The following is a 26,075-nucleotide window of genomic DNA, read 5'->3' as shown; positions in this document are numbered from 1 at the left end:
AGAGACAGCACGTTAACTTTCATGGGCCCTGGGCCAGGCGCACCCTTGAAAGCACCAATGAAGTGCTTTATATAAATTTCATGATCAAGAAGCCTCAGACAACGATGGCGCTTCTGCTGGCGCCCAGCGACGAGGATCGCGAGGCGCTGAACGCCACCCTCGCCGCCTATCGGCAGGCCATGGCGATCCTCGGCGGCACGACGGGCGCCAATCTCGTCGCGCTGCACGAGGAGGCCTATGAGGAGATCCGGGCGCAGACCGGCCTGCCCTCGCGCATGGCGACCTTGGCGCTGCGCGACCATAGCCGGCAGAACCCGGACCAGCCGGCTGTCGAGATACCCCTCGATTCCAAGCTTTTCGCCATCAAGGGCCCGGACAGCATCAGCATCGCCACCATCAACGGGCGCATCGTCGTCCCCTATTCGGTGGATGGCTATCGCGGTGGCTGGAACGATTTTGCCGAGGCGCGTCTGTCCTTCCAGGGATCGACGATCAGCGTCCTCGTCGCTGTCCAGGCCGGAATTCACACACACAAGGAGAGCACGATGTCCAACGAAGGAATCCTTGCCCGCCTCGGTCGCGTGATCGCCGGCGTCGTCAACAATGCAGTCGATGCGGCCGAAGGCGCCAACACCACCGCCGTCGCCCAGCAGGCCGTGCGCGAGATCGAGAAGATCGCCGAGGAGGCCCGCGCCGCGCTCGGCGTCGCCGTCGCCGCCGGCCATCGCCTCAAGGCGAAGGCGGCCGATCTCGACGAGGAAATCCGCGACCTCGACCAGAAGATCAAGACGGGGCTGGAAAAGGGCCGCGAGGACCTCGCCCGCGCCGCGACCGGCGTCCAGATCGACCTGGAGGCGCAGCGTGCCGCGCTCGCCAAGGCGGTCGCGGAGAATGCCGGCGAGATCGCCGAGGCCGAAGCCACCCTGCGCAGCATCGCCTCGGCCCGCGCCGATGCGATGAAGCGCCTCGACGATGCCAGGCGCGCCGAACGCGCGGTCGCCGCCAGCGATCCCGCCACGCCCTCGCAGCGCAACGACCAGCGGCTTGCCGCGGCGCTTTCCGCCGTCGAGCGCGTCACCGGTGTCCCGGCCAAGCCCATGGCGGGCGCGTCCGAGGTCGAGGAGCTCGGACGGCTCCAGCGCGAGGATGCGATCGAGGCCCGGCTCAAGGCCTTCCGGGAAGGCCAGCGCTGATGGGCGACATCATCCAGCCGGGCACTGCGCCCTTCTGGGTGGCGCTGATGGTCGTGGCCGGGCTCGGCCTGATCGAGCTGGTTTCGGTCCTGATCGGCGCCTCGGCCTCCGGCCTGCTCGATGACGGACTCGGCCATCACGGACCGGGCGACCACGAGCCCGGCCTGCTCGGCGGCTGGATGTCCTGGCTCAATGCCGGCGGCGTCCCGATTCTCGTGCTGGCGGTGATCCTGCTCACGGCCTTCGCGATCTTCGGCTTCGCGCTGCAGAGCCTCGCGGCGCGAATGCTGGGGCCGCTGCCGCTCTTGATCGCCGTGCCGGCTGCCGCTCTGGCGGCCGTGCCCGCGACGCGCTGGGCGAGCCGGGGCATTGCCCGGGTCATCCCGCGCGACGAGACCAATGCGCTGAGCCAGTCCGATTTCATCGGCCTGATCGGCACCGTCACGATCGGCCCGCTCGACCAGGGGCATCCCGGCGCGATCCGCGTCAAGGACCGCTACGACAACGTTCACATCCTGCGTGCCAGGGCGGCGCCGGGACATCTGATGGCAACGGGCACGCTGGTGCTGATCGTCGATGGAGCGGACGGCCTGTTCGAGGCCATTCCCGCGCCGGACAGCGTCGCAAGCAGCGCCTCAACGGGGGTCTGAGACATGGATTTCTTCACGCTCGGCATCATCGCCGCCAGCATTCTCGTCGCCATCGTGGTGATCGGCATCATCATGACGTCGCTTTACACGCGGGCGACGCGCGACAAGGCCTATGTCCGCACCGGACTGGGCGGCAAGAAGGTGGTGCTCGACGGCGGCTCGGTCATCCTGCCGATCTTCCACTCCTATTCCTGGGTCTCGCTCAGCACGCTGCGTCTTGAAGTCAAGCGCGCCGAGAACGAGTCCCTCATCACCAAGGACCGGATGCGGGCGGACATCACCGCCGAGTTCTATGTCCGCGTGAAGCCGGATGCCGAGAACATCGCGCTCGCGGCGCAGACGCTCGGCGACCGGACCAACGATGCCGATGCACTGAAGGCGCTGGTAGAAGCCAAGTTCGTCGACGGCCTGCGCTCGGTCGCCGCCACCATGTCGCTACGCGACCTGCAGGAGCAGCGCGCCGAGTTCGTGAAATCGGTGCAGGCGGCCGTCGCGCATGACCTGCAATCCAACGGCCTGGAGCTGGAATCGGTCTCGCTGACGCGGCTCGACCAGACCGACATCAAGCATTTCAACCCGAACAACACCTTCGACGCCGAAGGCCTGACGGCCCTCACCAAGATCACCGAGGAGCGCAAACGCGAGCGCAACCAGATCGTGCGCGACAACGAGGTCGAGATCGCGACCAAGGACCGCGAAGCCTCGCTGCGGCGCCTGACGATCGAGCGCGAGCAACGCGACGCCGAGCTCAGCCAGGAGCGCGACATCGCCAACAAGACCGCCGAGACCCGCGCGGAAGCGGCCAAGGCCGAGCAGCTCGCCCGTCTCAACGAGGAGACGGCGCGGCTCGAAGCCGAGCGCGGCATTGCCGAGCGCGATGCCGAAACGCGGCAGGCCCGTGAATCCGCCCGCATCGCCGCCGAGCGCGGCATCGCCGAGCGTGAGGCCGAAGCCCGCAAGATCACCGAGACCGCGCGCATCGAGGCCGCGATCGCCGTCGCCCAGAAGACCGAGGAGGAGCAGGCTGCGCGTGCCCGCGCAGACGAGGCGAAGGCTTCCGCCATCACCGCCGAGGAGCAGGTCACCACCGCCCGCGAGGTCGAGATCGCCGAGCGTGCCAAGCGCATCGCCGTGATCGATGCGCGCCGCAGCGCCGAGCAGGAAGCGACAGCCCTCACCGTCAAGGCCGAGGCCGAGCGCCAAGCAGCGGAGAACCTCGCCGCTGCGACCAAGATCGAGGCGGAGGCCGAGGCCGCCGCCGCCAAGATCCGCGCGGCCGGTGTGATCGAGCTCGGCGAGGCGCAGGCACGCGCCGAGCGGGCCAAGAACGAGGCCCGCAACGCGCTCTCGCCGGCGATCATCGAGTTCGAGCTGAACAAGGCCCGCGTCGATATCGTGCCGGCGGCACTCGCCCAGGCGATGAAGCCGATCGAGAAGATCTCGGATATCCGCATCTTCAGCGCCGGCAACCTTGCGGGTGCCATGAATGGCGGCGCCGGCGGCGACCAGCCGAGCGCGGTCAACGATCTGTCGAGCCAGCTGCTCAGCTTCACCGCGCAGAAGCCGATCCTCGACGAAATCCTGCAACAGGCCGGCTTCAAGGGCACCGACCCGACGCAGGCGCTGCTTGCTGCCTCAGTGGGCGGGGCGGCCGGGACGCAGGCAAAGCCGGCTCCGTCTGCCGAGCCGAAGAAATAAGCCTGGCTTCCAACGGTTCATTTCACGACGCCGGCCGCCCCACGGTCGGCGTTTTTTTGTGATCGCGCTTCCTCAGTTCTCGCTCTTGCCGAAGAGCTGCGACACCGCCAGCAGCAGCGACGTAATCACGATCATGATCGTCGAGATCGCGGCGATGGTCGGGTCGATCTGGTCGCGCAGCGCCAGGAACATCATCCGCGTCAGCGTCGCGTTATCGCCGCCGGAGACGAAGAGCGCGATCACGACCTCGTCGAAGGAGGTCAGGAAGGACAGGATCGCCGAGGTGACGAGGGCGAAGCCGATCTGCGGCGCCGTCACCTGTAGGAAGGCCTGGGTCCGCGTCGCGCCGAGGCTGCGCGCCACCCGCTCCTGGTCGAGATCGAAGCTCTTCAGGGCCGAACCGACGATCATCATGACGATCGGAACGGCCAGCATCGTATGCGCCAGCACGATGCCGACGAACGAGTTCACCATCTTGAGCTGCACATAGGCGTAGAACAGCGCGATGCCGACGAGGATGACCGGCACGATCGTCGGCGTCAGCAGGGCGAGGATCGCGAGCCCCGCGAAGCGCAGACGCGCGGCATGCAGGCCATAGGCCGCGAGCGTGCCCATCGGCGTCGCCAGCAGCGCCGTGCAGAAGCCCGCCTTGAACGAGGTCGCGGTCGCCGCCATCCAGCTCGACGAGGCGAAGTAGGCCTCGTACCAGCGCAGCGACCATTCCCGCGGCGGGAATTCCAGGTATTGCGACTGGGAGAAGGACATCGGGATGACGATCAGCGTCGGGATCGCCAGGAAGGCGAGCACCAGCGCGCCGACCGCATAGAGCCAGAGCCGCGCGCCGTGGCTGATCTGCGTGTCGCTGGCGGGGCGATCGAGCCAGCTCATCTCAGTGCCCTGCCCCAAACAGGCCGGCGCCGCGCGACAGCCGCGCCGCCAACACCAGCACGACCAGCGTGATCACCAGCAGCACGACGCCGAGCGCGCTGGCCGCGCCCCAGTTGAAGAACAGCTCGATATCGTTGGCGATGCGGTTCGAGACCATGGTGACCTTGCCGCCGCCGAGCATGGCGGGCGTCACGTAGAAGCCGAGGCAGAGCACGAAGACGAGCGCGGCCCCGGCCGCGAGCCCGGGCAGCGAGAGCGGGAAGAAAACGGTCCAGAAGCCGTGGACCGGCGTCGAGCCGAGGCTGGCGGCGGCGCGCAGCAGGTTGCGGTCGATCGCGCGCATCGTGCCGTAGAGCGGCAGCACCATGAAGGGCAGCATGATATGGACCATGCCGATCAGCGTGCCGCCCATGTTGTGCACGAGCTGCAAGGGCTCGCTCCACAGGCCGAGCTTCATGCCCCAGGTGTTGATGAGCCCGCTGCGCTGGAGCAGCACGAGCCAGGCATAGGTGCGTACCAGCAGCGAGGTCCAGAACGGCAAGAGCACCGCGATCATGCAGAGATTGGCGGCGCGTCGCGGCAGTTGCGACAGGAAATAGGCCAGGGGATAGCCGAGCAGGATGCAGATCAACGTGGTGACGAAGCTGATCTCGAAGGTGGTGCGGAAGGTCCGGCCATAGGAGGGCTCGGCCAGCATGCGCCGATAGTGTTCGAGGCTCAGCGCGCCATTGTCGTCGAGGAAGGACAGGCCGAAGAGCCAGCCGACCGGCACGAGCATGGTGACGGTGACGAGCAGAAGCGCCGGCGCCGCGAGGCTCGCCAGCCCCATGCGCTCGCGCCACTGATCGCGCCGCAGGCCCGAGGCATGGTCGTCGCCGGCCGGGCCGGCGGCATCGAAGGCGCTCGCGGCCGTCACGGCTCGTCCTTGGTCTCGTCGGGCAGCAGCACGGTATCGGAGACCGCGATGCCGATGCGGACAGGCGTGCCCGGCGCGCGCGGCGGGCCCTCGCCACCGCGTGTCGTCAGGCGCAGCGCGACCGGGCTGCCGCCGTTCAGGACAGCCTGAAGGAGCAGCGTATCGCCCTGATAGACCGCGCCGGTGATGCGGCCGTCGAAGCAGTTCATGCCCTCGCCTTCGCCCGGCCCCAGCAGATGCAGGCGCTCCGGCCGCAGCACCATCGTACAGCGGCCCTGCTGCGTCGGCAGGTTCTCGGCGCGGATGGTCGCGCCGGCGGCGCGGGCGACGCCGGCAGCCACCGCGACATCGAGGAAGGAGGATTCACCGATGAACTCGGCGACGAAACGGCTGCGGGGATCGTCATAGATCGCGCGCGGCGTATCGATCCGGGCGATGCGGCCGCGATCGAGAATCGCGACGCGGTCCGACATGGTCAGCGCCTCGCGCTGGTCATGCGTGACATAGACGGTGGTGGTGCCCAGACGCTCGTGGAGCTGGCGCAACTCGATCTGCATGCGCTCGCGCAATTGCTTGTCGAGCGCCGAGAGCGGCTCGTCCATCAGGATGATGCGCGGCTCGAAGACGATGGCGCGTGCGAGCGCGACGCGCTGACGCTGGCCGCCGGAGAGCTGGTCGATGCGGCGGGCACCGAAACCGCCGAGCTGGAACATCTCCAGCGCCGACTCGACGCGCCGGGCCACCTCGGCCGCCGGCACGCGGCGCAACCGCAAGGGAAAGCCGACATTGCGCGCGACGTCCATGTGCGGGAACAGCGCGTAGTTCTGGAAGACCATGCCGATCTCGCGCTTATGCGGCGCGAGGCGGACGACCTCGCGCTCGCCGAAGCGGATCGAGCCCTTGTCGGGCCGCAGGAAGCCGGCGATCGCCATCAGGAGCGTCGTCTTGCCCGAGCCGGAGGGGCCGAGCAGGGTCAGGAACTCACCCGGCCGGACGTCGAGATCGATCTCGTCCAGCACGGGCACCGCGCCATAGGCCTTGCTCAGCCGCCGGACCGCGATGGGCAGGGCCGTCGCGGAACCCGAGGCGGAAGCGGCCGCAGCGTGCGACCGCTCGTGATCGCCGGCCTGCCTCATTCGGTCAGCATGTTCTGGTAGGCGGAGGAAGCCTGGGCTTCGAACTTGATGTACCAGGCGAGGTCGACCGGCAATTGCCTGGCGGCGTTGTCGGGATGGGACGGCAGGGTCTTGGCGAAGGCTGCATCGATCGCACCGCCCTCATAGGCCTTCTTGTTGGTCGGGCCGTAGGTGATGTATTTCGTGAACTCGGCCTGGTATTGCGGCTTGCTGATCTCGGCGAGGAACTTCATCGCCAGATCCTTGTTCGGCGCGCCCTTGGCGATCGCGAAGCAATCATAGTCGAGCAGGCCCTGGTTGAAGGTATAGGCGACCTTGGCGCCGTCCTTGGCGGCGACGTCGAAGCGGCCATTCCAGCCGGTGATCATGTCGACCTCGCCGTCCTTCATCAGCTGGGCATGCTGCGCGCCCGAGCTCCACCAGACCGCGATATGCGGCTTCAGTTCGCGGATCTTCTTGATCGCGCGCTCGATGCCGCCGGGCTGCGACAGCACCTCGTAGACCTTGTCGGCGGGAACGCCGTCGGCCATCAGCGCCGGCTCCAGCGCGCCGGCCACGCCCTTGCGGTAGGAGCGCTTGCCGGGGAACTTCTTGACGTCCCAGAAATCGGCCCAGCTCTGCGGGCCGTTCTGGCCATAGGTCTTGGTGTTCCAGGCGAGCACGGTCGAGAACACGTCGCCGCCAACGCAATAGTCCTGCGCCGTGCCGGGCAGGAAGTTCGAGGTATCGATGACCTTGTAGTCGAGCTTCTCGAGGATGCCCTCGGCGCCGGCGCGGGCGGCGCTGCCGGAGCCGCTGGCGACCACGTCCCAAGTCACGGCGCCGGCCTTCACCTTGAGGCGCAGATCCGCGATGCTGGTATAGGTCTCCTCCTTGATCTTGATGCCCAAGGCCTTCGCGGCTGGCTGGAAGAGCGCCTTGCTCTGGCCTTCCTGATAGGAGCCGCCGAAGGAGACGACGGTCAGTTCCTGCGCCCAGGCGGGCGCAGCGCTCAACAGGCCCAGGCCCATGACGAGGGCAAGGGCCGTTCTCGTCGGCGTGATCGGCTGGCGCGGCATGTGTCTGTTCTCCCGTTTGAAAGATGCGTTCCCCAAAGATGAGCGCGCGGTTGGCCGGCCAGCGGCGTCCGCACATCTCGCCTCATGCAGGGTCCGGCGAAATTGGTCTGGCCATAAGGTCCACTCTGAGAATTCGGGGCGGCCAATCTGATGGGTTAGCGCGCCAGCCGGTCGCGCCAGCTGTAGTAGAGGACCGAAGGCGCGAGGAACCAGGGATTGCCGGTGTAGAAGGGCCGGGTCTGGAAAGGCAGGCCGTCGAAAGCGGTCTTGCCTTCCGCGAGGCCAAGCACCTGCTGGCCGAGGCGCATGCCGAGATAGCTCGCCATGCCGACACCGGAGCCGCAATAGCCCATGGCGTAGTGCATGCCTTCGTGCCGGCCGATATGCATCAACTCGTCGAAGCTATAGGCGACGAGGCCGCACCAGGAATGGCTGATCTTGCGATTGGCCAGTTCCGGGAAGATGCCGCTCATCGCGGCATGGAGCAGCGGCCCGCTGCGGCGCGGGTCGGTCTCGCTCAGCGAGACGCGACCGCCGAACAGGATGCGCCGCCGATCGGGCGAGGCGCGGTAGTAATAGACCACCTTGCGGGTGTCGCTGACGATGCGGTTCTTCGGGATCAGCCTGTCGACCAGCGCCGGCTCCAGTGCCTCGGTCGCGATGACATAGCTGCCGATCGGGATGACGCGACGGCGCAGCCAGCCGGTTAGCGGACCGGTATAGCCGTTGGTAGCGATGACGACCTCGCGGGTGCGGATCGTGCCGCGCGGGGTCTGGACGAGGAAATCCTGCCCGATGCGCTCGATACCCGTCGCCGGGCAATGCGGGACGAGTTCGGCACCGGCCGCGACGACGCGCTGCAACAGGCCCTGATGGTAGCGGGCCGGATTGATCGAGGCATGGCTCTCGTAGACGACGCCGCCATGATAGAGATCGGAGCCGATCTCCGTACGCTGCTCGGAGCGCGGCACGACATGGCAGGCGACCTCCAGCCCTTTCGGCTGGGTTCCGACGCTACGGGCCAGCTCCTCATATTTGCCGGGTGCATGCGCCGCATGGAAGCGACCGACGACGCCGAAATCACAGTCGATCCCCTCGTCGCGGACGCAATCGCCGATATAGCGAAGGGAGTTCCGACCCTCCTGCATGATCGCGAAGGCGCGCTCGCGGCCATGGCGGCGGCTGAGTTCGTCGAAGCCCGGCTTCACGCTGGTCGAAATCTGGCCACCATTGCGGGTGCTGCAACCGAAGCCCGCCGCCTCGGCATCGAGCACGACGGTGTGGCGCCCGCCGCGTACCGTCTGGAGCGCTGCCTGCAAGCCGGTATAGCCGGAGCCGACGACGACCACTTCGGCCTGTTGCGGCGGATCGCTGCGCGGCAGCTCCGGCCGGGGCACCGCGTCCCACCAATAGGGCGCGGCCTGGAAATCACTGGCGAACAGATCGCTCGACATTATCGCGTCATCCCCCCGGATCAGATTCGCGCCACCACACTCTTGAGCTTGCAGTAGGAGCGCAAGCCCGCCATGCCCTTGGCGCGGCCGAAGCCGGATTTGCGGTTGCCGCCGAAAGGCATCGCGATGCCGCCGGCGAAGAACTCGTTGATATAGACCTGGCCCGCATCGACAGCCCGCGCATAGCGCCAGGCCTTTGCGTGGTCTCGCGTGTAGATGCCCGCGACCAGCGCATAGGAGGTGGCGTTCGCCGCTGCGATGGCCGCCTCGAAATCGGGGACGACCTGCACCGTCAGCACCGGCCCGAAGATTTCCTCCTGCACCAGAGGATCGCCCGGGCCATCAGCGAGCACGATGGTCGGCCGGTAGAACCAGCCGCCGCCGCATTCCTCGGGCGGCACGACCGCACCACCCGTGAGGATGCGATTGCCGGCAGCACGGGTGCGCTCGACATGGCTGGCGACGCGCGCGAGTTGCGCCGGCGAATTGATCGGCCCGATCCCGGCATCGCTCAGGCCGTGGCCCGGCCGCAAGGCCTGCGCGCTGGCGACGAGACGTTCAAGCAAAGGCTCGGCTATCGCCTCCTCGACGATCAGGCGCGAGCCGGCCGAGCAGATCTGCCCGGCATTCTCGAAGATCGCTTCCATGATGCCGGCGATGGCCGCGTCGCTATCGCAATCGGCGAGCACGACGAGGGGAGACTTGCCGCCAAGCTCCAGCACGAGCCGGGTGACATGCTCGGCCGCGGCCCGCATCACGCGTTGCCCGGTCGCGACCGAGCCGGTGAAGGTGATGTGGTCGATGCCGGGATGGGCGACGAGCGCCGCACCGGCCTCAGTGCCGGTGCCGGCGACGACGTTGAGCACGCCTGCGGGCAAGCCGGCCTCATGCAGCAATTCAGCCAGCATCAGCGTCGTGAAGGGCGTCTGCTCGGCCGGCTTGACCACGAGCGTGCAGCCGGCCGCGAGCGCGGGCGCGATGCCCCGCGCCGCCGTCGAGAGCGGATAGTTCCAGGGCACGATCTGGGCGGCGACCCCGACCGGCTCCTCGATCGTCAAGCCGACATGGTCAGGGCCGAGCGGCATGCTGTCGCCATGCAGCTTGTCGGCCGCGCCGGCATAATAGGCGAAGGCCTTCACGACGCCGCCGACATCGCCCTCGGCTTCCGCGAGGCGCTTGCCGGAATCGAGGGTCTCGACCACGGCGAAGCGGGCCGCGCGCTCGGCGATCAGGCGGCTCGCTCGCATCAGGATGTCGCCGCGTGCGGCCGGGCTCAGACGCGACCATGGGCCGGAGAGTGCAGCGCGCGCCGCTGCAACGGCGCGATCGATATCGGCGCCGTCACCGGCTGCAACCGTCGCGAAAGCCGTTCCCCGGCCAGGGTCGAAGCTCTCCATCCGCCGCCCGGAGACGGATCCGACGAAGCTGCCATTGATGAAATGCCCGCCCGGCAGGCAGGCGAGTGTTCCCGTCCGCAAGGCTTCGGCGACGAGCTCGGCGCGATCCGCGATCACGCGCCGATCTCCGTGACCTGATAGGCGGCCCTGTCGAGCCAGGACGGCTCGATCTCGACGCCCCAGCCCGGCCCGTCGGGTATCGCGACCATGCCGTCGCGTGCTTGCGGCGGGTTGCGCAGCAGTCCCTGCTCCCAAGGATAGTAATCCGGCCCCTCGATCGAGAATTCGACATAGGGCCCCGCATTGGCCAGCGCGCCCATGATGTGCAGTGTGAACGCGGTCACCAGCGACTGGTTGGCCGAATGCGGCGTCACCGGCAGGCCGGCGGCTTCCGCCCAGCGCGCGACTTTCAGCATGCGCCCGACGCCGCCGATATAGCAGACGTCCGGCTGCACCACGTCGACCACGCGACCGTCGATCATGGCGCGCCAGACGGCGAGGTCGCAATCCTGCTCGCCGCCGGTGACATCGAGATCGAGCGCCTCGCGGACCTCGCGGGTCCAGGCATGCTCCCAATAGGGACAGGGCTCCTCGAAATGAACGATGCCGTGATCCTGCAACATCTTGCCGACCGCGATGGCCTTGGCCGGCGAATAGGCGCTGTTGCCGTCGACGAGCAACGTCGCATCAGTGCCGAGCGCGCGCCTGATCTGCGGCACGATCGCCTCCGTGCGGCCCGGCCATTCGTCGATATCGCGGCCGCATTCACGGCCGACCCGGAACTTGAAGGCGCGGTAGCCATGGGCATCGCGCAGGCGCAGGAAGCGCTCGGCCTCGGCCTCCGGCGTGATCTCGCCGCGCTTCATGCTGGAGGCATAGACCGGGAAGGGATGCGGCGTGCCGCCCAGCAATTCGCAGACGCTCTTCCGCTCGATCCGGCCGCGCAGGTCCCAAAGCGCGGTATCGAGCCCGGTCATGGCGCGACAGAGATAGGAGCCGGGAAACTTGTGCTCGCGCTCGCCGATGGTCGCGATCAGCTCGTCGATGTCGAAGGCGTTTTCGCCGATCGCCCAGCGCGCGACCTGCCGATGGAAGACGGTCGCGGTGATGTCGGCGTTATAGGGCGAGAACTGGCCCCAGCCCTGGCTGCCATCCTCGCATGTGGCGCGGACGAAGCCGACGTCCTGCGTCGAGAAGCTTTCGAGCCGGGTGATCTTCATCGCTGCCGCTATCCGTTCCGGGAGCGCCGCCCGGCGGGACCGCAGGCAGCTTCGGCGCAAGAAGGGGCTTGAATTGGCCTGATCCCAAGGTCCATTCTCGCCAAATCGACAGTCCATTCCTCTTCAAGGCATCATGGTCAAACGCGAGGAAGGCGCCCTGCTCCAGTCGATCGTGCTGGACCGCGAAGGCGAGCATGGGCTCAGCGTCCAGATCTGCGCGGGCCTGCGCGAATTGATCCTCGGCGGCGCACTCAAGGTCGGCGAGCGTTTGCCGGCGACGCGGACGCTGGCGCAGGAATTCCGGGTCGCCCGCACCACCATCGTCGAGAGCTTCGAGCGGCTTGCGGCGGAAGGGCTGATCGAGACGCGTGTCGGATCCGGCACCTATGTCAGCCAGGCGCTGGCGAACGAACGGCCGGCGCCTGCTGCTGCGGCCACCGCCGCGCCGACGGCGCGGGTCAAGCTGGCGCAGGCGATGAACACGGCGTCAAAGCTGTTCGGCACGCGCCTGCCGCACCAGCCCCGCGCCTTCACCACGGCTATGCCGGCCTTCGACGCCTTCCCGATGGCGCAATGGGCGAGGCTTTCGGGCAAGCACTGGCGCAAGCCGCGCCATCAGGTGCTCGGCTATCCCGATCCGCATGGCGAGCGGGCCTTGCGGCAGGCCATCGCCGCCCATCTCAGGCTCAATCGCGGCATCGCCTGCGAATGGCAGCAGGTCTTCGTGGTGGCCGGGGCGCAGCAGGCCTTCCAGCTCATCGCCGCCACGCTGCTCGATCCCGGCGACAAGGTCTGGTTCGAGGATCCCGGCGCGATCGGCGCCCGCAACAGCATGATCCAGTCGGGCGTCGAGATCGTGCCGGTCCCGGTCGACGAGGCCGGGCTCGTGGTCGAGGAGGGCCTGCGCCGTGCGCCCGAATTCCGGCTCGCCTTCGTGACGCCGGCGCATCAGCAGCCGCTCGGCGCCAAGATGAGCCTGGAGCGGCGGCTCGCCCTGCTGGAGGCGGCCGAGGCCAGCGGTGCCTGGATCATCGAGGACGACTGGGACGGCGAGTTCTGCTTCCAGGGCGCGCCGATGGCGACGCTGACCAGCATCGATCGCAGCGGCCGGGTGATCTATGTCGGGACCTTCTCGAAGACGCTGTTCCCGTCGCTGCGGCTCGGCTTCCTCGTCGCGCCGCCGCATCTCGTCGAGCAGATGGGCATCTGCCTCGAAGCCTTCTCGCCGGGCGTACCGACGGCCTTGCAGGGCATCGTCGCCGATTTCATCGTCGAGGGGCATTTCGCGACACATGTGCGCCGCATGCGCAAGCTCTATCAGGAGCGCTATCAGGCATTGGAAGATGCGGCGTGGGAGCATCTGGCGCCCGATCTGGGGGTCGTGCCGACACAGACCGGCATGCATACCATCGCCCATCTCCGCGATGGGCTCGATGCGGCCGCACTAACGCATGCGGCGGCGAAGCGTGGCGTCACGGTCGCGCCGATCAGCCGCTTCTGCCTCGAACCCGCCGCGCAGGACGGGCTGGTGCTCGGCTTTAGCGGCTTCACGCCCACGGAGATCAAGGCCGGCGTGCTCGATCTGCGTCGCAGCATCGAGGACCTTGCCAATAGCGACCAATGGACTGGTGCTTCGATGGGAATGGCCCTTAGCGGGAAGCCCAATCCTGCCTAGGATTCGTGCCGGGCAGGCTGAGTGAGAGCATCTTGAGCGAATGGGACGTGATCATCGTCGGCGCGGGTTCGGCCGGCTGCGTGCTGGCCGGGCGGCTTGCCGAGGCCGGCCAAGGCTCGATCCTGGTTATCGAGGCCGGCCCGCATGATCTCAGCCCCTGGGTCCATCTGCCGATCGGCTACGGCAAGACCTTCTACCATCGCCGCATGAATTGGATGTACCGGACCACGCCGCAAGCGGAGCTGGGCGGGCGGGAGATCTACCAGCCGCGCGGCAAGATCGTCGGCGGGTCGAGCGCGATCAACGCGATGGTCTATGCCCGCGGCCAGGCCGAGGATTTCGACGAGTGGAAACGGCTCGGCAATCCCGGCTGGGGCTGGGCCGAGGTGCTCGCCGCCTATAAGCGCATGGAGGACCACGCACTGGGCGCTTCGATCTGGCACGGCACCGGGGGCCCGCTGCATGTCGAGAACGTCGCGGCGGAGGTTCACCCGCTGACGCCCCTCTTCGTCCGGGCCGCCGGCGAGACCGGCCTGCGCTTCAATCCGGACCTGAACGGCGCGACCAGCGAGGGCGCCGGCTTCTACCAGATCACCACGCGCGGCGGGCGGCGTGAATCCGCGGCGCGGGCCTTCCTGCACCCGGCGCGGCGGCACGGGCGTGTGAAGCTCGAAACCGACACGCAGGTCACGCGCATCCTGTTCGACGGGCGGCGCGCCATCGGCGTCGAGGCCAGACGCGGCGGCGAGACCTTGCGCTTTCGCGCGCGGCGGGAGGTCGTCCTGTCCGGCGGCGCGTTCAACTCGCCGCAATTGCTGCAGCTTTCCGGCATCGGCCCGGCGGAGCTGTTGAAGCAGCACGGCATCGCGCCGCTGCTCGACCTCCCGGCGGTCGGGCGCAATCTCCAGGACCATCTCTGCTACGATCATGTCTATCGCTCGAAGCGGCCGAGCCTGAACGATGCGCTGCTCTCCTGGCCGGCTCGCATCGGCATGGCCGCGAATTATCTGCTGCGGCGGCGTGGACCGCTTTCGCTTAGCGTCAACCAGGGCGGCGGGTTCTATCGCACCAGGCCGGAGCTGACGCGGCCGGATATGCAGCTCTATTTCTCGCCGCTGAGCTATGAGCGCGCCGTGCCGGGCGTACGCGCCCTGATGAAGCCCGACCCCTTTCCGGGCTTCAGCCTGAGCGTCTCGCCCTGCCGGCCGCTCAGCCGCGGCCATGTCGCGATCCGCTCGCCCGAGCCATATGTCGCGCCGGAGATAGCGCCGAACTACCTCTCCGATCCCGAGGATCTGCACACGCTTCTGGCCGGCGCGCGCTTCCTGCACCGGCTCGCGGCGACGCCGACGCTCTCCGCCGTGATCGACACCGCGATCCGGCCGGGGCCGGAAGCGGTCGATGAGGAGGCGCATGTCGCCGCGATCCGCGCCAACGCCTATTCGGTGTTCCACCCCTGCGGGACCTGCCGGATGGGGCCCGATGCCGGCGATGCCGTCGTCGATGCCAAGTTGCGGGTGCATGGGATCGAAGGTTTGCGCGTCGTCGATGCCTCGATCTTCCCTACGATCCCCTCGGGCAACATTAACGCGCCGGCCATGATGGTCGGAGAGCGCGCCGCCGCCCTGATGGCGGAAGGTTGAGAGCGAATTCCCTGCCCCGCCGGCCGTCGCCGGCATCATTCCCCGGAGGACAGACCATGATCACGCGCCATGAAGTGACCGCACGATTGAGCAAGGTGCTCGTCGCCAACGGCTTCGCCTTCCTCTCCGGCCTCACCGCCGCCGACCGCAGCGGCGGCGTGCGCGAGCAGACCACCGATATCCTCAAGCAGATCGACGGCTATCTGGCGATAGCCGGCACGGACAAGACCCGCATCGTCGTCGCCAATATCTGGCTGAAGGATATCGCGAATTTCAACGAGATGAACGCCGCCTGGGAAGCCTGGGTCGATCCGGCGCAACCGCCGGCTCGCGCCACCGTCGAGTCACGCCTGGCGGCCGAGAACATCCTGGTCGAGATCCAGGTCCAGGCACTGGTCTGATCCCTGCATAATCCGCACGAGGACATGCGAGCCGGCTATTCCGCCGGACGCATTCCCGTGTGAAGATCGCGCATCGGAGATGGATAACCGGCATGACGCAAGCGTACACGTTCGACGCTCTGAAGCAGGATGTCGCCCACGGCCGCATCGATACGGTGCTGGCCTGCCTCGTCGACATGCAGGGGCGCCTGATGGGCAAGCGCTTCCATGCCGCCTTCTTCATCGAAAGCGGGCATCACGAGACGCATAGCTGCAACTACCTGCTCGCCACCGACATGGAGATGGAAACCGTAGCCGGCTATGCGGCGACGAGCTGGGCCGCCGGCTATGGCGACTACACGATGAAGCCGGACCTTTCGACCTTGTGCCGCGTGCCCTGGCTCGAAGGCACCGCGCTTGTGCTCTGCGACGTGCAGGACCATCACGGCCATGACATCCCGCATTCGCCGCGCGCCGTGCTGAAGAAGCAGGTCAGGCGGCTCGAGGCCATGGGGCTCAAGGCCTATATGGCGACCGAGCTCGAATTCTTCCTGTTCGACCAGAGCTACGAGAACGCCAGCGCCGGCGGCTATCGCGATCTCAAGACCGCAAGCAGCTACAACGAGGATTACCACATCTTCCAGACGACGAAGGAAGAGGCGGTGATGCGGGCGATCCGCAACGGTCTGCAGGGCGCGGGCATCCCGGTCGAGAACTCCAAGGGCGAGGCTTCGGCCGGGCAAGAGGAGATCAATGTCCGCTATGCTGACGCGCTGACGATGGCGGACCGGCACGCGATCATCAAGAATGCCTGCAAGGAGATCGCCTGGGCGCAAGGCAAGTCGATCACCTTCCTCGCGAAGTGGAGCAACGCGCATGCCGGCTCCTCCTCGCATATCCACCAGTCGCTCTGGAGCGCCGACGGCAAGACGCCGCATTTCCTCGATGCGCAGGCGCCGCACGGCATGTCACCGCTGATGCGGAACTATGTGGCCGGCCTGCTGGCGCATGCCTCCGACATCACCGGCTTCCTCGCGCCCTATATCAACTCCTACAAGCGCTTCGTCGCCGGCACCTTCGCGCCGACCAAAGCGGTCTGGAGCGCCGATAACCGCACCGCCGGCTACCGGCTCTGCGGCGCCGGGACCAAGGGCATCCGCATCGAATGCCGCGTCGGCGGCTCGGACCTCAACCCCTATCTCGCCATGGCGGCGTTGCTCGCGGCCGGCATCGACGGCATCGAGAAGAAAATGGAGCTGGAAGAGGCCTTCGTCGGCGATGCCTATGGCGACCGGAACGTGCGCGAGATCCCGAAGACCCTGCGCGACGCGACCGTCGCGCTGAAGGGCTCGGCGATGCTGCGCAAGGCCTTCGGCGACGACGTGATCGACCATTATGTCCGCGCCGCCGAATGGGAGCAGGAGGAATACGACCGCCGGATCACCGATTGGGAAGTGAAGCGCGGCTTCGAACGCGCCTGACCCCGGCTCCTCCCAAAGAGAATTCCAGCCAGACGGATAAAGACGATGACGATGATCCGATGCGTGTCGCCGGTGGACGGCTCGGTCTATGCCGAGCGGCCCGCCCTGAACCTCGACGACGCCAAGGCCGTGGTCGCTCGCGCCCGCAAGGCGCAAAAGGCCTGGGCGAAGCGCCCGCTCGACGAGCGCATCGCGCTGGTGCTCAAGGGTGTCGCGCAGCTCAACGAGATGGGCGACGAAGTTGTCACCGAACTCGCCTGGCAGATGGGCCGGCCGGTGAAGTATGGTGGCGAGTTCAAGGGCTTCAACGAACGCTCGAACTACATGGCCTCGATCGCTGGCGACGCACTGGCGCCCCTCGTGATTGAGGACAGCGCCGCCTTCAAGCGCTTCATCGCGCGCGAGCCGCATGGCGTCGTCTTCGTGATCGCGCCGTGGAACTACCCCTATATGACCGCGATCAACTCGGTCGCGCCGGCCCTGATCGCTGGCAATGCGGTGATTCTCAAGCATGCCAGCCAGACGCTGCTGACCGGCCAGCGATTGGCACGCGCCTTCCATGAGGCCGGCGTGCCGGAAGAAGTCTTCGCCAATGTTTTCCTCGACCATGAGACCTCGTCGCGCCTGATCGCCGAGAAGCAGTTCGACTTCATCAATTTCACCGGCTCGGTCACGGGCGGGCAGGCGATCGAGCGCGCCGCCGCCGGCACCTTCACCGGGATCGGGCTGGAACTCGGCGGCAAGGACCCCGGCTATGTCATGGAAGACGCCGATCTCGACAAGGCGGTCGACACGCTGATGGACGGCGCGACCTTCAATTCCGGGCAATGCTGCTGCGGCATCGAGCGCATCTATGTCCATGAAAGCCTCTACGACGCCTTCGTCGAGAAATCGGTCGCCTGGGTCTCGAACTACCGCCTCGGCAACCCGCTCGATCCCGAGACCTCGCTCGGGCCGATGGCGCATAAGCGCTTTGCCCAGGTCGTGCGCGAGCAGATCACTGAGGCGACCGCGAAGGGCGCGCGGGCGCTGGTCGATCCAAAACTGTTCCCGCAGGACGATGGCGGCGCCTATCTCGCGCCGCAGGTTCTGGTCGATGTCGACCATTCCATGACGATCATGCGCGAGGAGACCTTCGGCCCGGCTGTCGGCATCATGAAGGTGCGCGATGACGCCGAAGCGGTCGCCCTGATGAACGACTCCAAATACGGCCTCACCGTCTCGCTCTGGACCAGCGATGCCGAGCGCGCCGCCCGGCTCGGCCAAGAGCTGGAAACCGGCACTGTCTTCATGAACCGCGCGGATTATCTCGACCCGGCCCTGTGCTGGACCGGCGTCAAGGAGACCGGGCGGGGCGGCTCGCTCTCGGTCATCGGCTTCCACAATCTCACCCGTCCGAAATCCTACCATCTGAAGAGAGCTGGCTGATGCCGATCACCGCGAACTGGAGCTATCCGACCGCCGTCAAGCTGGGCGCCGGGCGGATCAGGGAACTGGCCGATCACTGCAAGGCGCTCGGCATGAAGCGGCCGCTGCTCGTCACCGATCGCGGGCTCGCGAGCATGGCGATCACCGCCAATGCGCTCGACATCCTCGAAGCCGGCGGGCTCGGCCGGGCGATCTTCGCCGATGTCGATCCTAACCCGAACGACCGCAATCTCGACGCCGGCGTCCGCACCTTCAAGGCCGGCGGGCATGACGGCGTCGTCGCCTTCGGCGGCGGCTCCGGCCTCGACCTCGGCAAATGCGTGGCCTTCATGGCCGGGCAGACCCGGCCGGTCTGGGATTTCGAGGATGTCGGCGACTGGTGGACGCGTGCCTCGATCGAGGGCATCGCGCCGATCGTCGCCGTGCCGACCACGGCGGGAACCGGCTCCGAGGTCGGGCGCGCCTCGGTCATCACCAATTCGCAGACGCATACCAAGAAGATCATCTTCCACCCGAAATTCCTGCCGGGCGTGACGATCTGCGATCCTGAACTAACCGTCGGCATGCCCAGGGCGATCACCGCGGGCACCGGCATGGATGCCTTCGCGCATTGCCTGGAGGCCTATTCCTCGCCGTTCTTCCATCCGATGAGCCAGGGCATCGCGCTCGAAGGCATGCGACTGGTGAAGACCTATCTGCCGCGGGCCTATGCCGATGGCGGCGATATCGAGGCGCGCACGCAGATGATGGCGGCCGCCGCGATGGGCGCCGTCGCCTTCCAGAAGGGGCTCGGCGCGATCCATTCGCTCTCCCACCCGGTCGGCGCGGTCTACCACACCCATCACGGCACCACGAATGCGGTGGTGATGCCGCCGGTGTTGCGCTTCAATCGCCCGGCGATCGAGGAGAGGATCGCGGCGGCCGCGGCCTATCTCGGTATCCCCGGCGGCTTCGACGGCTTCTACGATTTCGTACTGAAGCTGCGTTCCGATCTCGGCATTCCCGACAAGCTCGGCGCGCTCGGCGTCGGCACCGACCGGATCGACGAGCTGGCCGAGGCCGCCGTGGCCGACCCCTCGACCGGCGGCAACCCGGTCGAACTCACGGTCGATGCGGCGCGCAAGCTGCTGATCGAGTCGATCTGAGATCGACAGATACTATGAACCGGCGCGCAGCTTGCGGACGATGTTCGCGGCGCGCCGGATCGCGGTAATCGCGGCGCCGATCGCGATCAGCCAGAGTGCCGCGACGAGGACCGAATTGTGACCGCTCCAGAGTGGTTCCAGCAGTGAGAGCACGGTCGCCGCGGTGATCGTGGCCATGCGGTGCTGCTTGGCCATCGGGCCTGAGAAATCGGCGGGCAAGCCGCAATTGCGGCCGAGCTCGCGCGTATAGGCGGTCAGCACGGCAAAGGCCGCCGCCGTCCAGCCCAGAGCCGGCTGACCCACGCCATAGCCGGCGCTGACGAGGATCAGGATATCGGCGACACGGTCGGGGAATTCGTTCCAGAACGGCCCGTCCGGCGCCTGCTTGCCGCCCTCGATCGCAACCATCCCGTCGAACAGATTGCAGAGCAATCGGAACTGGCAGAACAGGGCGGCTACGAGCAGCAGGGCAACGCGAGAACCGCCCGTGGCCATGCCCGCCTGCCAGAAGGCCACGCCGGCAGCGGCCGCCATCAGCATGCTCGCCATCGAGATCTGGTTCGGCGTCACGGAGGCCGTGCTGAGCTTGCGGGCGATCGTGCGGGCCCAGCCGGAGTCGCGGCTGGCGAGCGGGCGGCGGTTCTCGTCCTGCGCCATGGTTCAGGCCTTCCGGATGCGCCAGAGCGAATAGTTGTAGAGAGCGGCGTAGCTCGTCGCGACGATGAGCGGCACGGCGATGGTCTTGGCGATCTCGGGCGTCCCGCCGAGCGTGTGCAGGATCGTCAGCAGGGTCGCGGAGACGAGGCCGGCGATCACGGGCGGCGCCAGCAGGGCCGTGAAGCCCGAGAAGCGGCTGGCGAGATATTCGATCGCGCGTTTCAGGACCAGCGTGATCGTCGCCGAGATCGCGCCCTGCAACAGGCCAGCATAAAGCGGCGACGGCATCGGATGGGCGCGGTTGGCGAAGGCTGCCCAACTTCCCATCGCGAGGAAGGCGAAGCCGACATGGACGATGCTGCTCCGCATCAGGCGCGCGAGCGGTCCGCTCATACGGCCGACCAGCCATAGCGGACGAGATGGAAGAAGATCGGCGCCGAAAAGACGACCGAATCGAGCCGGTCGATGAAGCCGCCATGGCCGGCGATCAGGTTGCCCCAATCCTTGACGCCGCGGTCGCGCTTGATCGCCGACATGACGAGCCCACCGAAGAAGCCCATGAGGACGATGACCAGCGCGAGAAAGGCCGCCTGCAGCGGCGTGAACGGCGTCATCCAGGACAGGCCGGCGCCGACGGCGGTGGCGCTGAGCGCGCCGCCGACGAAGCCCTCGACCGTCTTCGAGGGCGAGAGCTTCGGGGCGATCTTGGTGCGGCCGAGCAGTTTGCCCCAGACATATTGCAGGACATCGCTGATCTGCACGACGATGACGAGGAAGGTGATCAGCAGGACGTTGCGGCCCTCATAGCCGGCGATCTCGAGGCTGAGCAGCGCCGGCACATGCGAGGTGGCAAAGACGCAGATCATCAGCGCCCATTGCACCTCGGCGATGCGGATCAGGAAATGGTCGGTATCGCCGCGCGCCGCGGCGATGACCGGCATCAGCAGGAAGGCGTAGACCGGGATGAAGATCGAGTAGAGCCCGTACCACTCGATCCAGATCAGGTAGTACTGCACCGGCAGCACCACGAAGAACGCCGTAGCCAGCGCCCAGTGATCGGCACGGCGCGTATCGGTCAACGTGATGAATTCGCGCAGCGCCGCGAAGGAACAGAAGCCGAAGAGCAGGGTCACGCCGGTCTTGCCGCCGATGAGCGCGAGCCCCATCAGCACGACCATGACCCACCAGGCCCGGATGCGATCGTTCAGGTTCTCGACGACGGCATTGGAACCGTCTGGCGAGAGCTTGCGCTCGAGCACGAAGCCGATGGTTGAGGCGACAACGAGGACGCCGAGAATGCCGGCGAGCACGGCCACCAGATCGGGATGCGGCATCGTCATGACGCGTTCGCCTTCGGGGACAGGGCGAGCAGCGCGGCTTCGGCCCGCGCCAGGAAATCGGGCTTGGCCTCGCCTTCGCTGAGGCGAAGCGGCGCGCCGAAGGTGACGGTACAGATCAGCGGGATCGGCACGAACTCTCCCTTCGGCATGACGCGGTTGAGATTGTCGATCCAGGCCGGCACGAGGGCCACGTTCGGCCTGGTCTGTGCCAGATGGAACAGGCCGCTCTTGAACGGCAGCAGGCGCGCCTCGGTGGTGTTGCGTGTGCCTTCCGGAAAGACGATCAGCGAGGAGCCGGCATCGAGCGCCTCGGTCATCTGGATGACCGGGTCGCTGGTGCGGCTGTCGCGGTCGCGGTCGATCAGGACGGCGTTGAAGACATCGCGGCCGATGAAGCGGCGCAAGCCACCCTTCAGCCAGTAATCGCTGCCGGCGACGGGGCGCGTCGTGAAGCGCGTGCGCCGCGGCAGTACCGTCCAGATCAGGACGAAATCGCCGTGGCTGGCATGATTGGCGAAGTAGATGCGCTGCTCGTCGACGGGCTCGACGCCTGTCCAGCGGCCACGGACGGCGGTAATGAAGCGTGCGAAGAAGAGGATGAGCGCGCCCGCCAGACCTGCCGCTATCCCACGCATTCCGCCGGTCCCACCCTCGTTAGCCTTCGAGACGAGGTAGCGCCTGTTACCGGCCCTGTCGATATCGGCGGCAAGGCGATGATGAGGCTCGGCAATCGCAGTTGCTGCGCTATACTCCGCGCAACAGAAGCAGATAGGCACCCGCTCGATGCTGGCCGAGACTTTGCCCCCCGCGAGCGTGGGCGTCACCGTCAAACTCTATGACGATCTCTCCTCCGCCATCGTTTCCGGGGAGATCGCGCCCGGCGCCAAGCTGAGCGAGCCGGCGATCGCCCGCCATTTCGGTGTCAGCCGCGCGCCGGTGCGCGAGGCGATCCGGCGCCTGCAGGAGCGCGGGCTCGTCACCTATGTCGCCAACCAGGGCGCGCGTGTCGCCGAGCCGAGCGCGGCCGAATTCCTCGCACTCCTCGACGTGCGTGAGGCGACCGAAGGCATGGCCGCACGCCTCGCCGCCGAGAGCATGAGCGAAGACGAGATCGCGGCACTGGAAGCGCTGGTCACGGGGCATCGCGACGAGATCGAGCGCAATCCGATGGGCGCCTATCTCCAGGACGAACCGGAGGCGGATTTCCACCGCCGGATCGCCAAAGGCAGCGGCAACCCGATCCTGGCCGAATTGCTCTGCGAGCAGTTCTATCCGCGCCTGCGCCTGTGCCGGCGCCTGCATTCCACCGTCCCGGGGCGCGGCCGCGAGGCCTGGCGCGAGCATATGCGGATCACCGAGGCGATCAGCCATCGCGACGGTGAACTCGCGGAAATCCTGATGCGACGCCATATCCGCGCCGCCCGCATGGCGCTGCAGGCAGCGCTTACGGCAAGCGAAAGCGCCAAGCCCGGCCAGCGCCGGGGCGGAACGAAGCGCTGATCCAGCTCAGCCGGCGGCAGCGGCCGATTGCCCCTCCGCCTCGGCGCGGCGGCGACGATAGGCCAGCAGCGGCGGCACGATCAGGACGAGCGCGGCGACCCCGAGCAAAGTCGCCGCGATCGGGGTGCCGACCAACACGCTCCAGTCGCCCTGGCTGACGGCCAGCGCGCGCCGAAGCTGGATTTCCGCCTGCGGGCCGAGGATCAGGCCGATCAGGGCCGGCGCGATCGGAAAATCATGGACCCGCGCGACATAGCCGACGAGGCCAAGGCCGCACATCAGCGCGAGGTCCATCCAGGAGGTCGAGAGCCCCCAGACGCCGACCATCGCGAAGACGACGATGCCGCCATAGATGTAGTGTCGGGGTATCAGCAGCAGCCTGACCCAGATGCCGACCAGCGGCAGGTTGAGGATCAAGAGGATGACGTTGCCGATATAGAGCGAGGCGATCAGGCCCCAGAGCAGGTCGGGATTGGTCGCGAAGAGCAGCGGGCCGGGCTGGAGCCCGTAGTTCTGGAAAGCGGCGAGCAGCACGGCCGCCGTCGCGGTCGAGGGCAAGCCGAGCGTCAGGAGCGGCACGAGGATGCCGGCAGCGGCGGCGTTGTTGGCGGCCTCGGGGCCAGCGACGCCCTCGATCGCGCCCTGCCCGAACTCCTCGGGGTGCTTGCTCAGGCGCCGCTCCAACGCATAGGACAGGAAGGTCGGAATTTCCGTTCCCCCCGCCGGTAGAGCCCCGATCGGGAAGCCGATCACGCTGCCGCGCAGCCAGGGCTTCCACGAACGCGTCCAGTCCTGCCGGGTCATCCAGCTGCCGCCCGAGAGCGGATTGATCGCGGCCGGCGCCGCGCTATGCCGGCTCGCGACATAGAGCGTCTCGCCGATGGCGAAGAGCGAGACCAGCACGACGGTGAAGGAAATGCCGTCGAGCAGTTCGAGCGAGCCGAAGACCATACGGGTCTGGCCGGTCTGGGTGTCTATGCCGATGGTGCCGAGCGCGAGCCCGAAGAACAGGGCAGCAAAGCCCCGCACCATCGAGCGCCCCATCACAACCGCGACCGAGGTGAAGGACAGCATCATCAGCGCGAAATAGTCCTCAGGGCCGAAAACGAAGGCGAGCTCGGCGATGGCGGGCGCGAGGAAGGTCAGCGCCAGCGTGCCGACCGTACCGGCGACGAAGGAGCCGATCGCGGCGGTCGCCAGCGCTGCGGCGCCGCGGCCACGCCTTGCCATACGGTTGCCTTCGAGCGCCGTCATCACCGAGCCGCTCTCGCCCGGCGTGTTCAGCAGTATCGAGGTGGTCGAGCCGCCATAGAGCGCGCCGTAGAGAATGCCGGCGAACATGATGAAGGCAGAGGCCGGATTGACCTGCGCGGTGACCGGCAAGAGCAACGCGATGGTCAGGGCCGGGCCAATGCCGGGCAACACGCCGACCGCCGTGCCGAGCCCGCAGCCGACGAAGGCCCAGAACAGGTTCATCGGCTGCAAGGCAACCGCGAACCCGCCGAGCAACTGGTTCAGGATGTCCATGGCTTAGCCCAGCAGCGGGAAGAACGGGCCAAGGCTGATGCCAAGGCGGGAGAAGCCGAGCCAGGCGAGGCTGGCGATCAGCGCGCCGATGCCGAGATCGAGCAGAGTGCGGCGCGAGCCGAAGGCATGGGTCACCAGCGTGAAGGCCAGCATCGCGCTGAACGGAAAGCCGAGCCAGCGGATCGTCAGCAACGGCACGCCGACGCCGGCCAGCGCCATCAGGAAGGCGGGGCGCGAGAATGGCGCCTCCTCCTCATCCTCGCTGGCAGGCGCGAGCTGCCCCTTCAGCGCTTGCACGATCAGCAGGAAGCCGAGCAGGACGAGGCCGAGCCCGACGGCGAGCACCATCGCGGCCGGACCGACACCAACATAGTTCGTGGTCGAGGCGATGCTGCGCGCGCCGTTGAGCCAGAGCACGCCCATGATCAGGATGGCGAGCCCGAGCCACCAGGGCCGCCCGCCGGCCGCGGCAGCCGAACCGTTCTTCATCGATGACATCTGCCTTGCCCGCTTCTTCGCGATGGATCGCGGGCGGCGCACTCAGGCACGCCGCCCGGCTTCGACGGAGGCTATTTCAGGATGCCGACTTCCTTGAGCGCGCTCGTCCAGTTGGTTTCCTCGCTCTTGAGGAAGGCGTTGAAGGCGTCGCCCGGCAGATAGGCATCCTCCCACCCTTGCGTCTTCAGCGTCTCCTTCCACTCCTTGGTGGCGTGGAGCTTGGCGAAGCGGTCGAGCCAGGTCTTCTTGGCGGCGTCGCTCATGCCGGGCGCACCGACGAAGCCGCGCCAGTTGCCGACCTCAACCGGGATGCCGGCTTCCTTCAGCGTCGGGGCGTTGAGACCCTCGACCCGCGTCGGGCCGGAGGTCGCGATGATGCGGATGCGGCCGGATTCGGCGAAGGCGCGGAATTCAGAGGCGCCGGAGATCGCCGCCTTGATCTTGCCGCCGCCGAGCGCCGCCAGGATCTCGCCACCGGAGAAGGCGACGAAGTTGATCTTCCCGACCGGCGCGCCGGCATGCTTGGCGAGTAAAGCCAGCATGACGTGGTCGGCACCGCCGGCCGAGCCACCACCTACAGAGAGCGCGCCGGGATCGGCCTTGAGCGCGGCGATGAAGTCCGCCGGGGTCTTGATTGGCGAGTTCGCGGGCACGGCGATGGCGTTGTACTCGTTGGTCAGGCGCAACAGCGGCGTCGTGTCCTTGAGCGAGACCGGCGTCTGGTTGGTGATGACGCCGCCGACCATGATGACGCCGGTGACCAGCAGGGCGTTGTCGTCGCCCTTGGCGGTGCGGACGAACTCCGCAAGGCCGATCGTGCCGGCAGCACCGCCCTTGTTGGTGAAGGACGCCCCATCCGTGAAGACCTTGGACTGGGCAAAGGCCGCCATGGTGTGGCGCCCGGCGCCATCCCAGCCGCCGCCGGGATTGGCGGGAATCATCACCTTCGCCGGCTCGGCCAAGGCCGCGCCAGTTCCGAGCCCCAAAGCCAGGACGCCGGCCATCGTCAAACGCTTCAGCATCTTCATCTCCTCCCGTTGTCGTTACGCCGCCCTTTTTCGACCGGTCGTTTCTTGCCGCATCATTTGCGGTTCAGGCGCCGGGTCTTTCCGGTACCCTGATGTCCTCATGCACTACGCTCGCGCTGGGGCATGCCTTCCGGCGTGATCGTCGCGACGATCGAGGCGTCGA

Annotated in this window: 24 protein-coding genes; 10 read left to right on the top strand and 14 right to left on the bottom strand. The window is 67.3% G+C overall.

All coding sequences use genetic code 11. From position 1 onward, the window contains the following. Nucleotides 1-104 precede the first annotated feature (104 nt). From NUV79_RS16340 to NUV79_RS16330, 3 genes are read left to right on the top strand one after another with little or no spacing between them, the layout of a single operon-like run. Nucleotides 105-1,193, top strand: a complete 1,089-nt coding sequence (locus NUV79_RS16340) for a PspA/IM30 family protein (protein WP_257734155.1) — start codon at nucleotides 105-107, stop codon at nucleotides 1,191-1,193. Then, a complete protein-coding gene (locus tag NUV79_RS16335) occupies nucleotides 1,193-1,843 on the top strand; it encodes a YqiJ family protein (RefSeq protein ID WP_257734154.1) in 651 nt (216 codons plus the stop codon). The genes NUV79_RS16340 and NUV79_RS16335 overlap by 1 nt, the downstream gene beginning before the upstream one ends. 3 nt (nucleotides 1,844-1,846) lie before the next feature. Beyond that, nucleotides 1,847-3,541, top strand: coding sequence for a flotillin family protein (locus tag NUV79_RS16330; protein WP_257734153.1), 1,695 nt, complete (start codon nucleotides 1,847-1,849; stop codon nucleotides 3,539-3,541). Nucleotides 3,542-3,613: 72 nt separating this feature from the next. On the opposite strand, the gene NUV79_RS16325 is transcribed toward NUV79_RS16330, so the two are convergent. From NUV79_RS16325 to NUV79_RS16295, 7 genes are all read right to left on the bottom strand, one after another. Next, nucleotides 3,614-4,429, bottom strand: a complete 816-nt coding sequence (locus NUV79_RS16325; RefSeq protein WP_257734152.1) for an ABC transporter permease — start codon at nucleotides 4,427-4,429, stop codon at nucleotides 3,614-3,616. Between the two features lies 1 nt (nucleotide 4,430). Then, nucleotides 4,431-5,345, bottom strand: a complete 915-nt coding sequence (locus NUV79_RS16320) for an ABC transporter permease (protein WP_257734151.1) — start codon at nucleotides 5,343-5,345, stop codon at nucleotides 4,431-4,433. Continuing rightward, nucleotides 5,342-6,481 (bottom strand): ABC transporter ATP-binding protein, encoded by a 1,140-nt coding sequence (locus NUV79_RS16315; protein ID WP_257734150.1) that lies wholly within the window; start codon nucleotides 6,479-6,481, stop codon nucleotides 5,342-5,344. The genes NUV79_RS16320 and NUV79_RS16315 overlap by 4 nt, the downstream gene beginning before the upstream one ends. Beyond that, nucleotides 6,478-7,539: an ABC transporter substrate-binding protein gene (locus tag NUV79_RS16310; protein ID WP_257734149.1), complete on the bottom strand. Its 1,062-nt coding sequence runs from the start codon at nucleotides 7,537-7,539 to the stop codon at nucleotides 6,478-6,480. The genes NUV79_RS16315 and NUV79_RS16310 overlap by 4 nt, the downstream gene beginning before the upstream one ends. A 155-nt stretch (nucleotides 7,540-7,694) precedes the next feature. Beyond that, nucleotides 7,695-8,993: an NAD(P)/FAD-dependent oxidoreductase gene (locus NUV79_RS16305; RefSeq protein ID WP_257734148.1), complete on the bottom strand. Its 1,299-nt coding sequence runs from the start codon at nucleotides 8,991-8,993 to the stop codon at nucleotides 7,695-7,697. A 20-nt stretch (nucleotides 8,994-9,013) separates the two neighbouring features. Next, nucleotides 9,014-10,507 (bottom strand): aldehyde dehydrogenase family protein, encoded by a 1,494-nt coding sequence (locus tag NUV79_RS16300; protein ID WP_257734147.1) that lies wholly within the window; start codon nucleotides 10,505-10,507, stop codon nucleotides 9,014-9,016. Then, the gene (locus NUV79_RS16295; RefSeq protein WP_257734146.1) at nucleotides 10,504-11,610 is read right to left on the bottom strand and encodes a mandelate racemase/muconate lactonizing enzyme family protein; all 1,107 of its coding nucleotides are present in this window, start codon (nucleotides 11,608-11,610) and stop codon (nucleotides 10,504-10,506) included. The genes NUV79_RS16300 and NUV79_RS16295 overlap by 4 nt, the downstream gene beginning before the upstream one ends. Nucleotides 11,611-11,743: 133 nt before the next feature. On the opposite strand from NUV79_RS16295, the gene pdxR reads away from it, so the two are divergent. The 6 genes from pdxR (at nucleotide 11,744) to NUV79_RS16265 (ending at nucleotide 19,362) form a co-directional block, all read left to right on the top strand. Then, nucleotides 11,744-13,285 carry a MocR-like pyridoxine biosynthesis transcription factor PdxR gene (gene pdxR / locus NUV79_RS16290; RefSeq protein ID WP_257734145.1) on the top strand — a complete coding sequence of 514 codons (1,542 nt, stop codon included), beginning with the start codon at nucleotides 11,744-11,746 and terminating at the stop codon, nucleotides 13,283-13,285. A 32-nt stretch (nucleotides 13,286-13,317) separates the two neighbouring features. After that, the gene (locus tag NUV79_RS16285) at nucleotides 13,318-14,928 is read left to right on the top strand and encodes a GMC family oxidoreductase (protein ID WP_257734144.1); all 1,611 of its coding nucleotides are present in this window, start codon (nucleotides 13,318-13,320) and stop codon (nucleotides 14,926-14,928) included. Nucleotides 14,929-14,984: 56 nt separating this feature from the next. Beyond that, nucleotides 14,985-15,329, top strand: a complete 345-nt coding sequence (locus NUV79_RS16280) for a RidA family protein (RefSeq protein WP_257734143.1) — start codon at nucleotides 14,985-14,987, stop codon at nucleotides 15,327-15,329. Between the two features lie 92 nt (nucleotides 15,330-15,421). Next, the gene (locus NUV79_RS16275) at nucleotides 15,422-16,789 is read left to right on the top strand and encodes a glutamine synthetase family protein (protein WP_257734142.1); all 1,368 of its coding nucleotides are present in this window, start codon (nucleotides 15,422-15,424) and stop codon (nucleotides 16,787-16,789) included. Between the two features lie 45 nt (nucleotides 16,790-16,834). Continuing rightward, complete coding sequence (locus NUV79_RS16270) at nucleotides 16,835-18,217, top strand: aldehyde dehydrogenase family protein (RefSeq protein WP_257734141.1); 1,383 nt, start codon at nucleotides 16,835-16,837, stop codon at nucleotides 18,215-18,217. Continuing rightward, on the top strand, nucleotides 18,217-19,362 hold the full coding sequence (locus NUV79_RS16265) for an iron-containing alcohol dehydrogenase (RefSeq protein WP_257734140.1): 1,146 nt from the start codon (nucleotides 18,217-18,219) through the stop codon (nucleotides 19,360-19,362). Before NUV79_RS16270 ends, NUV79_RS16265 begins: the two co-directional genes overlap by 1 nt. A 12-nt stretch (nucleotides 19,363-19,374) precedes the next feature. Here NUV79_RS16265 and NUV79_RS16260 read toward each other — a convergent pair whose 3' ends face one another. The 4 genes from NUV79_RS16260 to NUV79_RS16245 are packed head-to-tail and all read right to left on the bottom strand — an operon-like array spanning nucleotide 19,375 to nucleotide 21,994. Next, nucleotides 19,375-20,019: a CDP-alcohol phosphatidyltransferase family protein gene (locus tag NUV79_RS16260; protein ID WP_257734139.1), complete on the bottom strand. Its 645-nt coding sequence runs from the start codon at nucleotides 20,017-20,019 to the stop codon at nucleotides 19,375-19,377. 3 nt (nucleotides 20,020-20,022) lie between these two features. Then, complete coding sequence (locus NUV79_RS16255) at nucleotides 20,023-20,412, bottom strand: hypothetical protein (RefSeq protein WP_257734138.1); 390 nt, start codon at nucleotides 20,410-20,412, stop codon at nucleotides 20,023-20,025. Then, the gene (locus NUV79_RS16250; protein ID WP_257734137.1) at nucleotides 20,409-21,359 is read right to left on the bottom strand and encodes a phosphatidate cytidylyltransferase; all 951 of its coding nucleotides are present in this window, start codon (nucleotides 21,357-21,359) and stop codon (nucleotides 20,409-20,411) included. The genes NUV79_RS16255 and NUV79_RS16250 overlap by 4 nt, the downstream gene beginning before the upstream one ends. Then, nucleotides 21,356-21,994, bottom strand: coding sequence for a lysophospholipid acyltransferase family protein (locus tag NUV79_RS16245; protein ID WP_257734136.1), 639 nt, complete (start codon nucleotides 21,992-21,994; stop codon nucleotides 21,356-21,358). Before NUV79_RS16245 ends, NUV79_RS16250 begins: the two co-directional genes overlap by 4 nt. Nucleotides 21,995-22,142: 148 nt before the next feature. Here NUV79_RS16245 and NUV79_RS16240 point away from each other — a divergent pair, with 148 nt between their 5' ends. Continuing rightward, the gene (locus NUV79_RS16240) at nucleotides 22,143-22,859 is read left to right on the top strand and encodes a GntR family transcriptional regulator (protein ID WP_257734135.1); all 717 of its coding nucleotides are present in this window, start codon (nucleotides 22,143-22,145) and stop codon (nucleotides 22,857-22,859) included. Between the two features lie 6 nt (nucleotides 22,860-22,865). Here the strand turns inward: NUV79_RS16240 and NUV79_RS16235 are convergent, their stop codons facing one another. From NUV79_RS16235 to NUV79_RS16225, 3 genes are all read right to left on the bottom strand, one after another. After that, entirely contained in the window at nucleotides 22,866-24,386 is a 1,521-nt protein-coding gene (locus tag NUV79_RS16235; RefSeq protein ID WP_257734134.1) for a tripartite tricarboxylate transporter permease, read from the bottom strand. Between the two features lie 3 nt (nucleotides 24,387-24,389). Continuing rightward, complete coding sequence (locus tag NUV79_RS16230; protein ID WP_257734133.1) at nucleotides 24,390-24,875, bottom strand: tripartite tricarboxylate transporter TctB family protein; 486 nt, start codon at nucleotides 24,873-24,875, stop codon at nucleotides 24,390-24,392. A gap of 80 nt (nucleotides 24,876-24,955) precedes the next feature. After that, the gene (locus tag NUV79_RS16225) at nucleotides 24,956-25,906 is read right to left on the bottom strand and encodes a Bug family tripartite tricarboxylate transporter substrate binding protein (RefSeq protein ID WP_257734132.1); all 951 of its coding nucleotides are present in this window, start codon (nucleotides 25,904-25,906) and stop codon (nucleotides 24,956-24,958) included. Between the last annotated feature and the right edge of the window lie 169 nt (nucleotides 25,907-26,075).

Source organism: Allobosea sp. 47.2.35, from assembly GCF_024655635.1.
GTDB lineage: Bacteria > Pseudomonadota > Alphaproteobacteria > Rhizobiales > Beijerinckiaceae > Allobosea.
Note: the sequence above shows the minus strand (reverse complement) of the source record. Positions and strands in the feature narration are given on the sequence as shown.

What these genes read in the sequence shown, in the direction of transcription:
- NUV79_RS16275 (WP_257734142.1), top strand. Translation starts at nt 15,422, where the DNA reads ATGACGCAAGCGTACACGTTCGACGCTCTGAAGCAGGATGTCGCCCAC.
- NUV79_RS16315 (WP_257734150.1), bottom strand. Translation starts at nt 6,481, where the DNA reads ATGAGGCAGGCCGGCGATCACGAGCGGTCGCACGCTGCGGCCGCTTCC.
- NUV79_RS16255 (WP_257734138.1), bottom strand. Translation starts at nt 20,412, where the DNA reads ATGAGCGGACCGCTCGCGCGCCTGATGCGGAGCAGCATCGTCCATGTC.
- NUV79_RS16340 (WP_257734155.1), top strand. Translation starts at nt 105, where the DNA reads ATGGCGCTTCTGCTGGCGCCCAGCGACGAGGATCGCGAGGCGCTGAAC.
- NUV79_RS16245 (WP_257734136.1), bottom strand. Translation starts at nt 21,994, where the DNA reads ATGCGTGGGATAGCGGCAGGTCTGGCGGGCGCGCTCATCCTCTTCTTC.
- NUV79_RS16225 (WP_257734132.1), bottom strand. Translation starts at nt 25,906, where the DNA reads ATGCTGAAGCGTTTGACGATGGCCGGCGTCCTGGCTTTGGGGCTCGGA.
- NUV79_RS16260 (WP_257734139.1), bottom strand. Translation starts at nt 20,019, where the DNA reads ATGGCGCAGGACGAGAACCGCCGCCCGCTCGCCAGCCGCGACTCCGGC.
- NUV79_RS16330 (WP_257734153.1), top strand. Translation starts at nt 1,847, where the DNA reads ATGGATTTCTTCACGCTCGGCATCATCGCCGCCAGCATTCTCGTCGCC.
- NUV79_RS16265 (WP_257734140.1), top strand. Translation starts at nt 18,217, where the DNA reads ATGCCGATCACCGCGAACTGGAGCTATCCGACCGCCGTCAAGCTGGGC.
- NUV79_RS16295 (WP_257734146.1), bottom strand. Translation starts at nt 11,610, where the DNA reads ATGAAGATCACCCGGCTCGAAAGCTTCTCGACGCAGGACGTCGGCTTC.
- NUV79_RS16280 (WP_257734143.1), top strand. Translation starts at nt 14,985, where the DNA reads ATGATCACGCGCCATGAAGTGACCGCACGATTGAGCAAGGTGCTCGTC.
- NUV79_RS16335 (WP_257734154.1), top strand. Translation starts at nt 1,193, where the DNA reads ATGGGCGACATCATCCAGCCGGGCACTGCGCCCTTCTGGGTGGCGCTG.
- NUV79_RS16230 (WP_257734133.1), bottom strand. Translation starts at nt 24,875, where the DNA reads ATGAAGAACGGTTCGGCTGCCGCGGCCGGCGGGCGGCCCTGGTGGCTC.
- NUV79_RS16305 (WP_257734148.1), bottom strand. Translation starts at nt 8,993, where the DNA reads ATGTCGAGCGATCTGTTCGCCAGTGATTTCCAGGCCGCGCCCTATTGG.
- NUV79_RS16325 (WP_257734152.1), bottom strand. Translation starts at nt 4,429, where the DNA reads ATGAGCTGGCTCGATCGCCCCGCCAGCGACACGCAGATCAGCCACGGC.
- pdxR (WP_257734145.1), top strand. Translation starts at nt 11,744, where the DNA reads ATGGTCAAACGCGAGGAAGGCGCCCTGCTCCAGTCGATCGTGCTGGAC.
- NUV79_RS16240 (WP_257734135.1), top strand. Translation starts at nt 22,143, where the DNA reads ATGCTGGCCGAGACTTTGCCCCCCGCGAGCGTGGGCGTCACCGTCAAA.
- NUV79_RS16250 (WP_257734137.1), bottom strand. Translation starts at nt 21,359, where the DNA reads ATGACGATGCCGCATCCCGATCTGGTGGCCGTGCTCGCCGGCATTCTC.
- NUV79_RS16310 (WP_257734149.1), bottom strand. Translation starts at nt 7,539, where the DNA reads ATGCCGCGCCAGCCGATCACGCCGACGAGAACGGCCCTTGCCCTCGTC.
- NUV79_RS16235 (WP_257734134.1), bottom strand. Translation starts at nt 24,386, where the DNA reads ATGGACATCCTGAACCAGTTGCTCGGCGGGTTCGCGGTTGCCTTGCAG.
- NUV79_RS16270 (WP_257734141.1), top strand. Translation starts at nt 16,835, where the DNA reads ATGACGATGATCCGATGCGTGTCGCCGGTGGACGGCTCGGTCTATGCC.